18 protein-coding genes are annotated in these 12,834 nt (G+C 64.3%); 13 read left to right on the forward strand and 5 right to left on the reverse strand.

All coding sequences use genetic code 11. From position 1 onward, the window contains the following. The first annotated feature begins 2 nt into the window (after positions 1 to 2). The 4 genes from ACSR87_RS09470 to ACSR87_RS09485 all read left to right on the forward strand — a co-directional run bounded on the left by ACSR87_RS09470 (position 3) and on the right by ACSR87_RS09485 (position 1,938). Positions 3 to 617: an ATP-binding protein gene (locus ACSR87_RS09470; protein WP_498530296.1), complete on the forward strand. Its 615-nt coding sequence runs from the start codon at positions 3 to 5 to the stop codon at positions 615 to 617. After that, positions 614 to 838 carry a hypothetical protein gene (locus ACSR87_RS09475; RefSeq protein ID WP_188423500.1) on the forward strand — a complete coding sequence of 75 codons (225 nt, stop codon included), beginning with the start codon at positions 614 to 616 and terminating at the stop codon, positions 836 to 838. Before ACSR87_RS09470 ends, ACSR87_RS09475 begins: the two co-directional genes overlap by 4 nt. Before the next feature lie 135 nt (positions 839 to 973). Continuing rightward, the gene (locus ACSR87_RS09480) at positions 974 to 1,252 is read left to right on the forward strand and encodes a hypothetical protein (protein WP_498530297.1); all 279 of its coding nucleotides are present in this window, start codon (positions 974 to 976) and stop codon (positions 1,250 to 1,252) included. A 101-nt stretch (positions 1,253 to 1,353) separates the two neighbouring features. After that, positions 1,354 to 1,938, forward strand: coding sequence for a tyrosine-type recombinase/integrase (locus tag ACSR87_RS09485; protein WP_008612859.1), 585 nt, complete (start codon positions 1,354 to 1,356; stop codon positions 1,936 to 1,938). 10 nt (positions 1,939 to 1,948) lie between these two features. On the opposite strand, the gene ACSR87_RS09490 is transcribed toward ACSR87_RS09485, so the two are convergent. Together ACSR87_RS09490 and ACSR87_RS09495 are read right to left on the reverse strand one after the other, a co-directional pair. After that, positions 1,949 to 2,212, reverse strand: a complete 264-nt coding sequence (locus tag ACSR87_RS09490) for a hypothetical protein (protein WP_008612858.1) — start codon at positions 2,210 to 2,212, stop codon at positions 1,949 to 1,951. 216 nt (positions 2,213 to 2,428) lie between these two features. After that, positions 2,429 to 2,689, reverse strand: coding sequence for a hypothetical protein (locus ACSR87_RS09495; protein WP_042666122.1), 261 nt, complete (start codon positions 2,687 to 2,689; stop codon positions 2,429 to 2,431). Between the two features lie 101 nt (positions 2,690 to 2,790). Between ACSR87_RS09495 and ACSR87_RS09500 the strand changes: the two genes are divergently transcribed. The 6 genes from ACSR87_RS09500 to ACSR87_RS09525 all read left to right on the forward strand — a co-directional run bounded on the left by ACSR87_RS09500 (position 2,791) and on the right by ACSR87_RS09525 (position 5,955). Continuing rightward, entirely contained in the window at positions 2,791 to 2,976 is a 186-nt protein-coding gene (locus ACSR87_RS09500) for a ribbon-helix-helix domain-containing protein (protein ID WP_042666125.1), read from the forward strand. A 106-nt stretch (positions 2,977 to 3,082) separates the two neighbouring features. Continuing rightward, positions 3,083 to 3,274: a hypothetical protein gene (locus ACSR87_RS09505; RefSeq protein ID WP_115860522.1), complete on the forward strand. Its 192-nt coding sequence runs from the start codon at positions 3,083 to 3,085 to the stop codon at positions 3,272 to 3,274. Beyond that, positions 3,271 to 3,504, forward strand: a complete 234-nt coding sequence (locus ACSR87_RS09510; protein ID WP_498530298.1) for a DUF7389 domain-containing protein — start codon at positions 3,271 to 3,273, stop codon at positions 3,502 to 3,504. The genes ACSR87_RS09505 and ACSR87_RS09510 overlap by 4 nt, the downstream gene beginning before the upstream one ends. Then, on the forward strand, positions 3,501 to 4,502 hold the full coding sequence (locus ACSR87_RS09515; protein ID WP_498530299.1) for a tyrosine-type recombinase/integrase: 1,002 nt from the start codon (positions 3,501 to 3,503) through the stop codon (positions 4,500 to 4,502). Before ACSR87_RS09510 ends, ACSR87_RS09515 begins: the two co-directional genes overlap by 4 nt. A 742-nt stretch (positions 4,503 to 5,244) precedes the next feature. Beyond that, a complete protein-coding gene (locus ACSR87_RS09520) occupies positions 5,245 to 5,619 on the forward strand; it encodes a hypothetical protein (RefSeq protein ID WP_498530300.1) in 375 nt (124 codons plus the stop codon). Positions 5,620 to 5,715: 96 nt separating this feature from the next. After that, complete coding sequence (locus tag ACSR87_RS09525) at positions 5,716 to 5,955, forward strand: DUF7385 family protein (protein WP_498530301.1); 240 nt, start codon at positions 5,716 to 5,718, stop codon at positions 5,953 to 5,955. 138 nt (positions 5,956 to 6,093) lie between these two features. Here the strand turns inward: ACSR87_RS09525 and ACSR87_RS09530 are convergent, their stop codons facing one another. Together ACSR87_RS09530 and ACSR87_RS09535 are read right to left on the reverse strand one after the other, a co-directional pair. Continuing rightward, positions 6,094 to 7,413, reverse strand: a complete 1,320-nt coding sequence (locus ACSR87_RS09530) for an RNB domain-containing ribonuclease (RefSeq protein WP_004044535.1) — start codon at positions 7,411 to 7,413, stop codon at positions 6,094 to 6,096. A 120-nt stretch (positions 7,414 to 7,533) separates the two neighbouring features. Continuing rightward, positions 7,534 to 7,836: a DUF7562 family protein gene (locus tag ACSR87_RS09535; RefSeq protein ID WP_008578483.1), complete on the reverse strand. Its 303-nt coding sequence runs from the start codon at positions 7,834 to 7,836 to the stop codon at positions 7,534 to 7,536. A 147-nt stretch (positions 7,837 to 7,983) separates the two neighbouring features. Between ACSR87_RS09535 and ACSR87_RS09540 the strand changes: the two genes are divergently transcribed. Next, entirely contained in the window at positions 7,984 to 8,463 is a 480-nt protein-coding gene (locus tag ACSR87_RS09540; protein ID WP_004044533.1) for an RNA-binding protein, read from the forward strand. Between the two features lie 43 nt (positions 8,464 to 8,506). Here the strand turns inward: ACSR87_RS09540 and ACSR87_RS09545 are convergent, their stop codons facing one another. Next, positions 8,507 to 9,187 (reverse strand): DUF1028 domain-containing protein, encoded by a 681-nt coding sequence (locus tag ACSR87_RS09545; RefSeq protein ID WP_498530302.1) that lies wholly within the window; start codon positions 9,185 to 9,187, stop codon positions 8,507 to 8,509. Positions 9,188 to 9,407: 220 nt separating this feature from the next. Here ACSR87_RS09545 and ACSR87_RS09550 point away from each other — a divergent pair, with 220 nt between their 5' ends. Both ACSR87_RS09550 and uvrA read left to right on the forward strand, forming a co-directional pair. Continuing rightward, entirely contained in the window at positions 9,408 to 9,764 is a 357-nt protein-coding gene (locus tag ACSR87_RS09550) for a cell division protein SepF (protein ID WP_004044531.1), read from the forward strand. 120 nt (positions 9,765 to 9,884) lie between these two features. After that, a complete protein-coding gene (uvrA, locus tag ACSR87_RS09555; RefSeq protein WP_498530303.1) occupies positions 9,885 to 12,833 on the forward strand; it encodes an excinuclease ABC subunit UvrA in 2,949 nt (982 codons plus the stop codon). Position 12,834 lies beyond the last annotated feature (1 nt).

Below are 12,834 nucleotides of genomic sequence, written 5' to 3' on the forward strand. Positions count from 1 at the left end.
CGATGCAGGCGTACCACACGGTCGTTACCGGCGACTCCGGCGGCGGGAAGACGACCCTGCTGCGCGAGATGCAAGCCGAGTTCCCCGGCCTGAGCATCTGGGTCAACTTCACCAACACCGACGGCATCACCGGGCGCGACCTCGACGACGCCGCGACGGTCCGGTCGGTCGGCGAAGCTCGCGCGTCGGACGCGACGCGACTGAACTGGGTGACCGACTCCCCGCTCGAAACGGCGCGGCAGGCGCGGACGGTCGCCCACGAGTACCACGAGGCGACCGGCTTCCCGACGCAGGTCATCTTCGACGAGGCGCAGAACGTCCTCCCCGACGGCGAGGTCGAGTCGGACAACCCGGTGAAGCGGATGCTCCACGAGGACCGCGACAAGGCGCTGAAGGTCGTTATCGCCACGCAGGACCCGTCGGACCTCGATTACACGCCCATCAAGCAATGCAAGTTCTGGGTGTGGGTCGGTGAGTGGGCCGTGTTCCACGACGGCTTTCTGCGGTACTTCTCGATACCGCGTGACGACCTCCCGACCGAGCCGTACCAGTACGTCGTCTTCGACAAGCGGATGAACGTACTGCACCGCGCGGAGACGCAGGAGGCGTACGCATGAACACGCACTTCCGATTCGGCGGGACGCGGGTGTATCTCCAGCCCGTCGAGGACGACGAGACCGATGTCGTCGACGCGCTTCGGACGCTCGCCGAGTGGCTATCGGACGACGTCGTCTCGTGGTGGACCTACGACGTGCCGCCAGAGTCGCAGATACAGGACCCACTGACGACCGACGCGAAGAAGGCACTCGTCATCTCGTGGGGTGAGTCGCGTGAGTGACGACCTCCTCCTTCCACCGCCTGAGCCACCCAGTCCGTCGAGTCGATTGTTCGGCGTCGTCGGAGAGTTGGTCGGCCTCGCGGCCGCGGTCTACGTCGCGGCGCGCGCGGCTCGTCGAGGATGGAGGGACGGCCGGTGACCGACGACCGTCCTGAGTGGTCGATGCCGGGGACACGTGACGAGCGAGAGACAGAGCCGAGGTCAGTCTACGTCGCCCCCAGAGAAGACCCTGAGCAAGAGTCGTCGGTCAACTGGTGCCTAGTGATTCCGTACTGGTTGTTCGCCCTCGTGACCGTCGTCTGGCTTTTCTGCACCACCACGGTCACGACACCGACCCATCTTATCGCGATGGCTCTCACGTGCTCGTATGCGGTCTACGTCGGGGCAGGTGGGTGGTGGCCCTTCGACCGATAACACCTGATTCTCGGACAGAATCACGCCCACCGGCCCCTGAACCGACCCCAAAACTCTAGGAAATAGCGCTATTTTGTCTGCTTAGCGAGGAAATCAGACACATGAAGATGGAAAACTACCCCGAGAAGGATGGAAAGAAAGTCTGGCTGACGCCCGACGAGGTCACCGACCTCCTCGACGAAGCCGACGACACCGAACAGCGAATCGCGATGGGCCTCATGGTCCGGTGCGGGCTCCGCGTCGCGGAGGCCGTCGATGTCGCGCCCGACGACGTGGTCGACACGACCGCGGGCAAGTTCCTGCGCGTCTGGGCCGGGAAGGGCGACAAGTATCGCGAGACGCCCATCCCCGAGCAACTCGCCGCGACCATCGCCGCCGCCGACGACTGGCGCGACGACGACAGCGACGTGCCCGTCGTCGAGCACACAACGCGGACCGTCCGGCGGTGGGTCGAGAAAGCCGCCGAGCGCCGTCACGACGCGACCGGCGAAGTTGGATGGACCTACCTCGGTCCGCACGACCTCCGCCGGACGTGGGGCCAACACCTCGTCGAGAGCGAGGTCGAGCACGGTATCATCATGGAATGGGGCGGGTGGGCCGACTGGGAGACGTTCAGAGAAAACTACCTCGGCGCGTACAGTCTCGAAGCGCAGGCGCGTGGGATGGAGAAAATCGGGTGGCTGTAGGTCGGATAGGTCAGCCGATGTTCTCAACCTGCACCGACAGACGCCAAACCGTAATCGAGAGACCGACGACGACGACACCGAGGACGATGACGGTCAGCACGAGGATGACGTAGGACGCCTGCAGTAGCTGAAGTGCCTCGGTGACATCGTACTGAACAAGCCGCAGGTCGTACACTCGCGCGAAGCTCGCGAGCGCGCCGTAGAGCCCGCCCATCGAAATCAGAACAAGAAGCGTCAGTTGCCAGTTCTTCCAGATATTTCGGATGAACCCCATGCCGAACACGTCAACTGCACGTGGTTTTAATCCTCGCTCTCGCTATAAACAAACTGACTATGAGCGTTCAAGTACTTCTGACGGTCTCGATGCCGTACGAGAGGATAGAGTGGATTGACGATGCGAAACCCGATGACTGGACTAGAGAGCGGTGGGTGCGTGAAGTGATTCGAGAGAATGCACAACCGAGCCAGCGAAAGTGAGTTTGAAGGCGAGTTAGAGCGGGTCGTTACTCTGGTTGTCGAAGTCGTGCGGGCCGTTCTTTCGGCGGTCGACCTCTTTCTTCACAGCCGCTTCGATTAGCTCCTGTCGCTTGTCGTACTCCCACGGTTCGAACAGTTCGTCCAGCATCTGGTCGACGGCAATCGTCGATTCGGTCGCGTACCGAAACCAGATACTCTTGGACTGGCCGGGGAGTATTCGGCGCTCTATCCGGTCCTCGATGTCGTCCTCGAACCGGAAACTCGCCTGTGCCATGATAATTGAATTATTGAATTACTCTTACTAAGTGGTGACGCTTGCCGGTTGTATACTTGTCCCCAATTGTTAAGTGAATACATGAATACAGACAGGATGTAATGTCCCGGAATGTGACCGTCTCCGTCTCGATGCCAATCGAGATGGTTGACGACATCGAAGAAATAGCGAAAGTGCACAAGATGAGCCGTGCTGGCTACATTCGGCACCTCATCCGTCAGGCACCTGACTCACCGTTTAGAGTTCCAGAGCACAAACTGACCGACGAAGCGCCTGCAGAAGCATGAGGGGACCCGCCAAAGTGCCTGCCAGCAACCCGACGGTCCCCGGTTCGGAGCAGTCGCGCGCGGCACGTAAGTCCAGCGTTGCGTACTGCGTCGAGGTGTTCTGACCGTGACGACTGTTCACTCGACGCCGGTCGCGGTCATCCCTCACGGAGTCGCGTTCTACTTCGAGAGCGGTAGCGACGAGACTGTTCGACACGAGGGCCGAATCGTCCTCTACGACGACTACATCCGTCTCTGCGGCGGTCCACTTCCGTCGTGGGTCCCCTGCGAGAACGTCGAGCAGGTGTTGGAAGGATGAGTGACGATTCGTTCGACGTGAAGCTCGTCGTCACCCGCGGCACCGGGTCGCAGGACAAGGAGAAGATGCAGGTCGAGGTCTCGGCCGACTCGCTCGAAGAACTCGACGAGAAGGTGAACGGTGCCCGCGAGCGACTGCGCGAGTGGGCCGACGACATCCGCACCATCCAGCCGGACGGTCGCCGCCGACGCGACGACGCCCAGACGGAACTCGGAGGTGCCAGCGCGTGACCGACCTCGAACCGCTTTCCCCCGAGGAGGGCGTCACGCGCTTCCTGCGTCACCGCGAACCGAGCGTCCGCGCGTCGACCCTGCAGAACTCGCGCACTCGACTGAATCACTTCCTCGACTGGTGCGAGGAGGTCGGCATCGAGAACCTGAACGACCTGTCCGGCCGCGACCTTGCCGACTTCGTCGCGTGGCGTCGAGGCGACATCGCGCCCATCACGCTCCAGAAGCAACTGAGCACCGTGCGGGCGGCGCTCGGTTTCTGGGCCGACATCGAGGGCGTCGAGGACGGCCTTCGCGAGCGCGTTCACGCGCCGGATCTTCCCGACGGTGCCGAGGCGCGCGACATCCACCTGTCGGCGGACCGCGCCGAGTCGATTCTCGACTACCTCGACCGCTACCAGTACGCGAGCCGCGAGCACGTCATCATGGCGTTGCTCTGGCGGACCGGGATGCGTCGGGGTGCGCTTCGGGCGCTCGATGTCGGTGACCTGCACGCCGACGACCACGCTGTCGAGTTGGTCCACCGGCCGGAGACCGATACCGCTCTGAAGAACGGCACGAAGGGCGAGCGGTGGGTCTACCTCGGACCGGAGTGGTTCGAGGTCGTCGACGAGTACGCCGCGACGAACCGGCACGATGTCGTCGACGACCACGGCCGCCGCCCGCTGATAACGTCGAAATACGGCCGTCCGACCGGCGATACCATCTACAAGTGGGTCGGGAAGCTGACGCGCCCCTGCGAGTACGGCGACTGTCCGCACGACCGCAAGCGAGCGACGTGCGACGCGGTCGGGTCAGACGGCTATCCGAGTCGGTGCCCGTCGTCGCGGTCGCCCCACGCCGTTCGTCGAGGACACATCACGGCCTACCTGAACCGCGAGGTCTCGCCGGAGACGATTTCGGAGCGGTCGGACGTGTCGCTCGACATCCTGTACCAGCACTACGACGCGCGGACCCCGCGCGAGAAGATGAACGTTCGAATCCAGAACCTGCCATGAGTCACAACACTACCTGCCAGCCGCACAGCCCCGTGCGATTTCCGACCGGAACCTTCCCCGCGAGTCCACTACCATTTTCGCGACGCAACACGGCGAGTCGTCACTTAGGAGTCCGACGAGTCACTACTGCGTTGCAGACAGATGCACGTCCGGTTTCTCATTTCTGTCCCATACCGAGTTGATATGCCACGAAGTACGTACTGAACATTGATATGAGAAGTACGGTGCAGAACGTGCTTAGAAAATAGAAGAGTTCAACGATTGAATTTGGTGAGTTGACACCAAGGAACCGTGATACGACCGCAGAGAATCCAATAGAGGGTAGCGAAATAATCACCAGTCCAAATTTACTGGACCATGCGCTGGACCGCCCCAGCATGAAGTCTTTTGGAGGGGATTCCATACTATAATCGCACGCAAAGAATTGTTTTAACATTGCCATTTTCACTCAGTACCTCACGGCCTAGGCCACTGCTGTTTTTGTGACGCTACCCACCGTGACGAATACTGAGTCGTCGCGTTCTACGACTACACAATCGCGACCCGAACGAAGTACCACTCCCCGTCGTACCGGACGCGCTCGGGCCGGTCAGCGTTGCTGAACGAAAACCGGCTTTGTTCGTCGTCCGAGCGTGACCTAGCCGTCGAGCGCGCTCGGAAACATCGTTCACTTCCGCCGAACCCGACACTTTCACTCCGCTCATGGCGGACCCTCTTACCGTCTCGCTTCGAGGGCGTCGGTATGGAAACGCGACGAGGCGAACCCCCGTCGGACCCGACGGCCCTCTTTCGAGCAATCGTGTCGAAACTCCGCGAGACGCGTCGCGGGGTCCACCAACACCGGATGGCGCAGGCGTTGCTCCAGAGAGACGCCAACGGCTCGCGGTTGGTCGGCCTCGACGCGGACACCGAGCGGGCGGTCTTTTTCAATCCCGCGTCGCAGACGCTCGAACTGATCCCGTTCGACCGGGAGGGAACGCACGAGGAACGCGCGGAGGTGCTGTCGCGTCGGCTGAGCGACCCATCGTCGTGGGTCGAGGCCAACGCCGCGGGGCTGTCGTGGGTCCATCCGCACTTCCGGTGGGTCTGCGGGCTGGACGACGCCGGGCCATCGTGAGCCGGCAGTCGCGAGTCGGCAATCCGCCGTCACGTCCGACCGTGACCGATGTCCGACCGTGAAGAATTATACGCACGCCCCGCGCACAACACGTCCATGAACGACGAGGAACTCGACGAACTCCGGTCGTCGCTCACGCCCTACGAGTCCAGCGGCGGCGTCACCACCTACCAAAACACCGTCTCTATCGCCTGTCCGGCGTGCGAAGAGCCGTTCGACGACTTGGTCGTCTGCGAGAACGACTACAACAGCCTCGAACTGAGCATGATGCTCGACCTCTGTGTGACCCAACACGACGGCGACGTGTTGCTGTTCACGCACAAACAAGAGGAGTAAGCGGTCGTGGCGGTCGGACGCGGGCCACCGTTTCAGCCTCTCGGTTACGACTCCGTCACTCCGCGCCCGTCTCGCCAGTAGCGGCCGGTGGATTCTCGTCGGCCAAAAACAAGTGGTCGAACGGGAGCGACCGCCGGATTATTCCTGCGGCGGGAGGCCGTTTTCGTCGATGACTTCGCCGTCGTCGTCGACGGTGACGATACCGCGGTTGTTGACCGCGTAGGGGTCCAAGCCGACCTCTTGGAGGAACTGCTTGTAGAGTCGCTCGGCCGTCTCGGCGTCTTTCTGGCGGTCCGAGGCGCGGTCGCAGAGTTCGACGAGGTCCTCGGGCACGTCGTTTTCGTGGACGATCCAGTGGTTGATGAGGTCCGACAGCCGGCGGATGGGCGAGGTGAAGTGGCCGTAGATGTCGAAGTTGAGCGCGTAGTGGCCGCCGAAGGGGTCGTTCATGTACTTCGCGCGGGGCATGACCTTCAGCACGGCGCGCTGAATCTTGTTCAGCGTGCGGGAGTTCGCGCTCTCCAAGGCGTCGTTGACGGCCTTCCGGGGTTCGTCCCACGACGTGGACTGGATGCTCACGCCGTCGAGTTCGGTGATTTCGCGGAGCGCCTTGTCCCACTGGTCGGGAGTCGGCTGCGGGTGGACGCGGTACATCGCCTCGACGCCGCGGTTCCACATGAGTTCGTGCGTGACGGCCTTGTTCGCCTTCAGCATGCACTCCTCGATGATGGTGTGGGCGCGGTCGCGGCTCGGGTTGAGAACGAGCGAGCCGTCTTCCTTGCGCTGTTCGTGGAGTTGGTCCGCGAGGTCGAAGACCAGCGCGTTCTCCTCGTGGAGTGGGAGGTCGGGGTCTTCCAGCCGGTTTTCACACTGCGTGTAGGTGAGCCGTTCGTTGGAGTGGATGACGGATTTGTAGATGTCGATAGACTCGAACGAGAGCGTGTCCTTCTTGATCTCCATCTCGACGGTGTGTGCGAGGCGGTCCTCCTCGGGGACGAGGGAACAGACCGTCTCGGCCAGCGCCGGCGGGAGCATGTGGATGGTGTAGGCGGGGAGGTAAACGGTGTTGCCGCGCTTGACGGCCTCGGCCCACATCTCCGAGCCGGGGTGGACGTAGTGGGTCACGTCGGCGATGTGGACCCACAGCGTGTACGTCTCCTCGTTCTCGCGGATGCTCAGGGCGTCGTCGAAGTCCTGGGCGTCGACGGGGTCGGTCGTCCACGTCGTGAGGTCCCGGAGGTCTTTGCGGTGTTCGAGTTCGTCTTCGATCTCCTCGTGGACGCCGTCGGTGCGCGCACGCGCCTCCGAGAGGACTTCCGGCGGGAACGCGTCACGAATCTCGAACTCCTCGAACAGTTCCTCGCGCTTGTTCTGGAGGTGTCGCGCGAGTTCGGCGTCTATCTCCACCGGTCCTTGCCCTTCGGCGGTCCCGGCGTACGCCTGCGCGTCGTCTGACATAGCCCCGACTAGACGGGGCAGGGAGAAATGAGTGTCGGGCACGAGCCGCGACGTACGAGAATCGATATCACTCGTCGACGCGCGTTTGCGTGGCCCGGCGACGGGCCGCCGAACCCGTCTTCAGCGACCGCGCTCGCCGGGCGATTCGTACCGCTCTTTGACCGCGTCGAAGTAGCGGACTAAGAACTCCTCGTCGGAGATGCCGTGTGCTTCGATGTCGACGAGGAGGCCTTCGAGTTCCTCGCGGGGCTGGTGGCAGAGTCCCCGGTAACAGGACTTACAGAGGTGTTCGAACCGCTTGCCGTGTCGTTCCCAGCGGTTCCCCTCTTTGTCGTACTCGCGCGCCGCCGACCGGAGGACCGCGTCACCGCATGCGATGCACACGACACGATTCCGGTCCCGGTTCGTCCGGGAGCGCCACATATGAGGGGAGTGGACCCAATCGTACTTAGCAGTTTATCCTGTCGCGGTCTGACGCGCGTCGGACGCCGACCGGGCGTCATCGCCGACGCTCGCCGCGGGTCGATGCGGAGCGGTCGATTTATCGGCCGTGAGCGTCCACGACCCGGTATGAAGGTCAAGTCCCGCCACCACCTCCGAAGCGACGAGATCGACGCGCTGTGCGACTCCATCGAATCGTCCCTCGGCGTCGCCCTCGCTGGCGACGCGTTCGAGGCGGTCGAGTTCGCGGACGCCGACTACGAGGTCGTCCTCGTCGACGGCGAGCCGGCGGTCATGTACGTCGACGACCAGCCGTTTCTCACGGTCAAGGGCGCGAACCAGTTCCCGCCGACGACGAACGTCGTCACGGTCGACGCTGGCGCGGTCTCGTTCGTCTCCAGCGGGGCCGACGTGATGCGTCCCGGCATCACCGAGGCCGACGAGTCCATCGAGGCGGGCGACTTGGTCGTCATCGCGGAGGAGACCCACGGCAAGGTGCTCGCCGTGGGTCGCGCGCTCGAAGACGGGGCCGACCTCGTCGGTGACTCCGGCAAGGTCGTCGAATCCATCCACCACGTCGGCGACGACCTCTTCGAATTCTCGGTCTGAGCCGACCGCCGCGGTCTCAGGGCTCGGCGTGCGCTCCGCTCGGCTACGCTTCGGCGTACTTCTCCAGCGCCGCCTCGTACCCCTCCCGCGCCATCGAGAACGTCTCCCGCAGGTCGCGAAGCGGCGTCTCCGTCGCGTCGACGCGGAGGTCGTTGTAGTACGGCTCCATCTCGCGGTCCTCGGTCGAAGTCACGACGACGGCCGCGCTCTGGATATCGAGGTCGTCGCGCTTGTCGCCGCCCGCGGCGTGCCCCGCGCCGAGCGCGTCGATGAGTCGTTTCGCGAGCGGTTCGTCGCCGCCGGCGGTCCGCTCGTACGCGTCGGCGGTAGCGTCGACGACCGCCTCGCCCGTGAGCAGGTTGCCCGCGACGGTGTAGGCGTCGCCCTCGCGGTGGCCCGCCCAGCCGAGGCAGTCGTCGCCGGTGAAAGCGAACGTCGCCTCCGAACCGACGCCGTGGAGCTGTCGTTCCGCCCGACCGTCGTCGGCGTTCAACAGCGCCTGTAAGGCGTCGTCGACGGCGAGGCCGTCTTCGAGGTAGTCCGTGCCTTTCTCCCCGAGTTCGACGTTCGTCAGCGCCTGTGTCGCCACCGCGCCGTGTTCGGTTGCGAACGGGCAGAGCGCGCCGACGCCCGGCAGGCGGGTCGTCACGGCGACGCCGAAGCGGTGCTGGTCGTCGCCGTCGGCGTCGACGTACGACTCGCGGACGCAGATGCTGAAGGTCATCGTGTTCGTCTGCCCCCGCGCGCCGCTGGCTAAAAACACCCGGCGAAACGCCGCGGCCGTCCCGCGCGCGTCGGACGCCCGTGAGAACCGCCGACTCCACGGTCGCACGCGCTCGCGGCGGTCCTGCCGGCGATTCGGCGCGTCGTCGGGGCGAGACCTGTCTGAAATCAGACAATCGTCTGACGTAAGAACTAACCCCGTTGTGGCCTCTCTACGTCCTATGGGTATCATGAGTAAGATTCTCGGTGGTGGTGGTTCCCGAACGACCGAGGACTACGTCGAACTCGACCTCGACGACTTCGACACCGCTCGCGGCGACGCCGGCCTCTCGGTTCACATCGCCGAAATCGGCGGCCAGCAGGACGTTATCGCCATCAAGGACGCCGTCTACGACGGCAATCTGGTCATCGCGGACATCACCCGCCACACGACCTCCGACAGCACGATGGAGCACATCATCGACGACCTCCGACAGGTCGCGCGCGAGGTCGACGGCGACATCGTCCAGAAAGGCGACGACCAAATCGTCATCACGCCCACGGGCATCTCTATCTCGCGGCAGAAGCTCAACGGCTGACGCCGGCGGACAACGCCCCGCTTACGCACCAGTTTCTCTCCGACTCGCAGACGCGAGCGATGCGGCTCGAACGGCCCGAACCGATGGCTATTCGGTCCTCTCGTTCCTAGAGTCGTCCGAATGAGCAAGGACTACATCGAGGTTCGCGGTGCCGAAGAGCACAACCTCAAGAACCTCGACGTTCGCATCCCCCGCGAGACGTTCACCGTCGTCACCGGCCTGTCGGGGTCAGGCAAGTCCTCCCTCGCGTTCGACACCGTCTACGCGGAGGGCCAGCGGCGGTACATCGAGTCGCTTTCGGCCTACGCGCGGAACTTCCTCGGCCAGATGGACAAGCCGAAGGTCGAGGCCGTCGAGGGTCTCTCGCCCGCCATCTCCATCGACCAGAAGAACGGGGCCAACAACCCCCGGTCGACCGTCGGGACCGTCACCGAACTCCACGACTACCTCCGCCTCCTGTACGCCCGCGTTGGAACCCAATACGACCCCATCACGGGCGAGGAGGTCGGCGAGCAGTCCGCACAGGACATGGTCGACCAGATTCTCGAACTCCCCGAGGGCACCCGCGCGAAGGTCGTCGCGCCGGTCGTCCGCGACCAGAAAGGCGAGTTCAAGGACCTGTTTTCGGACCTCGTCTCTGAGGGCTACGCCCGCGTCGAGGTCGACGGCGAGGAGTTCGACCTCTCGTTCGAGACGCCCGAACTCGACAAGAACTACGACCACACCATCGACGTGGTGGTCGACCGCGTGAAAGTCGCGCCCGAGGCGCGCTCCCGCATCGCTGACTCCGTCGAGACCGCGCTGGAGGAGGCCGGCGGCGTCCTCAAACTTATCGTCCCCGACCCGCCCGAGGACCTCCCCTTCGCCTCCAACACCCGGTCGACCGGGTCGCTCGCGGGCGAGGGCGACGACCGCCTCGTCGTCGAGTTCTCCGAGGAACTCGGCAATCCGAACTCGTCGTTCCGCTTTTCCGAAATCGAGACGCGCTCGTTCTCGTTCAACAGCCCCCACGGGGCCTGCCCGGAGTGCGAGGGCCTCGGCAAGGCGAAGGAGGTCGACCCCGACCTCGTCGTCACCGACCCCTCGAAGCCGCTGAAGCACGTCTTCGAGCCGTGGAGCTACAACCGGACGTACTACCGCCGTCAGCTCGACAACGTCGCGGACCACTTCGGCGTCAGCGTCGACACGCCGTTCGAAGAACTTTCCGACGAGGTGCAGGACGCCTTCCTGTTCGGCACCATCGAGGACGTGGTGTTCGAGTGGACGACGAAAAACGGCACGCGCCACAAGGAACACCCCTTCGAGGGCGTCGTCGGCAACCTCGAACGCCGCCACGTCGAGACCGACTCCGACCGGACGCGCGACCACATCGAGGAGTTCATGGCCGTCACGACCTGTCCGGACTGCAACGGCTCGCGGCTCAAAGAGCAGTCCCGGCACGTCCGCGTCGGCGGTACGACGCTCCCCGAAGTCAACCGCATGACCATCGCGGGCGCGCTCGAACACTTCGAGGGCCTCGAAACAGAGCTCTCCGAGCGCGACCGGACCATCGCACAGGAGATTCTCAAGGAGATTCGCGCCCGCCTCGGCTTCATGACCGAGGTCGGCCTCGAATACCTCACCTTGGACCGCGAGGCCGCCACGCTCTCGGGCGGCGAGTCCCAGCGCATCCGCCTCGCCACGCAGGTCGGCTCCGGCCTCGTGGGCGTCCTCTACGTCCTCGACGAGCCGTCTATCGGCCTCCACCAGCGCGACAACGACAAGCTGCTCAACACGCTCGAAGGCCTCCGCGACCTCGGTAACACGCTCATCGTCGTCGAACACGACGAGGAGACGATGCGCCGGGCCGACGAAATCATCGACATGGGCCCCGGCCCGGGCAAGCGCGGCGGCGAGGTCGTCGCGCAGGGCGACTTCGACGACATCGTCGCGGCCGACGACTCCATCACGGCCGACTACCTCTCGGGTCGCAAGGACATCGACGTGCCCGACGCGCGGCGCGAGGGCGACGGCGAACTCGTCGTCCGCGGCGCGCGCCAGCACAACCTCGACGACCTCGACGTGCCGCTTCCCCTCGGGACGTTCACCGCCATCACCGGCGTCTCGGGGTCGGGCAAGTCCACCCTGATGCACGAGATTCTCTACAAGGGGCTGGCCCGCCGGATGAACGACAACACCTCCGTCGACCCCGGCGAGCACGACGCCATCGAGGGCTACGACGAAATCGAGACGGTGCGGCTCATCGACCAGTCGCCCATCGGCCGCACCCCGCGGTCGAACCCGGCGACGTACACCGGCGTCTTCGACTACGTCCGCGAGCTGTTCGCCGAGACGAAGCTCTCGAAACAGCGCGGCTACGAGAAGGGTCGGTTCTCCTTCAACGTCAAGGGCGGCCGCTGCGAGGCCTGCAAGGGGCAGGGCAACGTCAAAATCGAGATGAACTTCCTCTCGGACGTGTACGTGCCCTGCGAGGAGTGTAACGGCGCGCGCTACAACGCCGAGACGCTCGACGTGACGTACAAGGACAAGACCATCGCCGACGTGCTCGACATGGAGGTCGACGAGGCGCTCGACTTTTTCGAGGCGAACTCGCAGATTCGCCGCCGCCTCCAACTGCTCCACGACGTGGGCCTCGGCTACATGCAGCTCGGCCAGCCGTCGACCACGCTCTCCGGCGGCGAGGCACAGCGCGTCAAACTCGCGGAAGAACTCGGCAAGAAGCAGACCGGCGACACGCTCTACCTGCTCGACGAGCCGACGACCGGCCTCCACAAGGAAGACGAGCGGAAGCTCATCGAGGTGCTCCAGCGCCTCGTCGACAACGGCAACACCGTGCTCGTGGTCGAACACGAACTCGACCTCGTGAAGAACGCCGACCACATCGTCGACCTCGGTCCCGAGGGCGGCGCGGGCGGCGGCACTATCGTCGCTAGCGGCACGCCCGAGGAAATCGCTGCGAACCCCGACTCCCACACGGGCCGGTACCTCCGCGACTACCTCCCCGACGTGGACGAGGAAGGCCCGCGGTCGGACCGCCGCAAGCCCGCGAAAGTGGCGAACGACGACTGAG

The sequence above is a fragment of the Haloferax sp. SDI50 genome (assembly GCF_059802635.1).

Coding starts and splice junctions, on each gene's coding strand:
- ACSR87_RS09520 (WP_498530300.1), top strand. CDS start 5,245: ATGGAAACGCGACGAGGCGAACCCCCGTCGGACCCGACGGCCCTCTTT.
- ACSR87_RS09500 (WP_042666125.1), top strand. CDS start 2,791: ATGTCCCGGAATGTGACCGTCTCCGTCTCGATGCCAATCGAGATGGTT.
- ACSR87_RS09535 (WP_008578483.1), bottom strand. CDS start 7,836: ATGTGGCGCTCCCGGACGAACCGGGACCGGAATCGTGTCGTGTGCATC.
- ACSR87_RS09485 (WP_008612859.1), top strand. CDS start 1,354: ATGAAGATGGAAAACTACCCCGAGAAGGATGGAAAGAAAGTCTGGCTG.
- ACSR87_RS09550 (WP_004044531.1), top strand. CDS start 9,408: ATGGGTATCATGAGTAAGATTCTCGGTGGTGGTGGTTCCCGAACGACC.
- ACSR87_RS09510 (WP_498530298.1), top strand. CDS start 3,271: ATGAGTGACGATTCGTTCGACGTGAAGCTCGTCGTCACCCGCGGCACC.
- ACSR87_RS09540 (WP_004044533.1), top strand. CDS start 7,984: ATGAAGGTCAAGTCCCGCCACCACCTCCGAAGCGACGAGATCGACGCG.
- ACSR87_RS09475 (WP_188423500.1), top strand. CDS start 614: ATGAACACGCACTTCCGATTCGGCGGGACGCGGGTGTATCTCCAGCCC.
- uvrA (WP_498530303.1), top strand. CDS start 9,885: ATGAGCAAGGACTACATCGAGGTTCGCGGTGCCGAAGAGCACAACCTC.
- ACSR87_RS09490 (WP_008612858.1), bottom strand. CDS start 2,212: ATGGGGTTCATCCGAAATATCTGGAAGAACTGGCAACTGACGCTTCTT.
- ACSR87_RS09525 (WP_498530301.1), top strand. CDS start 5,716: ATGAACGACGAGGAACTCGACGAACTCCGGTCGTCGCTCACGCCCTAC.
- ACSR87_RS09530 (WP_004044535.1), bottom strand. CDS start 7,413: ATGTCAGACGACGCGCAGGCGTACGCCGGGACCGCCGAAGGGCAAGGA.
- ACSR87_RS09470 (WP_498530296.1), top strand. CDS start 3: ATGCAGGCGTACCACACGGTCGTTACCGGCGACTCCGGCGGCGGGAAG.
- ACSR87_RS09545 (WP_498530302.1), bottom strand. CDS start 9,187: ATGACCTTCAGCATCTGCGTCCGCGAGTCGTACGTCGACGCCGACGGC.
- ACSR87_RS09495 (WP_042666122.1), bottom strand. CDS start 2,689: ATGGCACAGGCGAGTTTCCGGTTCGAGGACGACATCGAGGACCGGATA.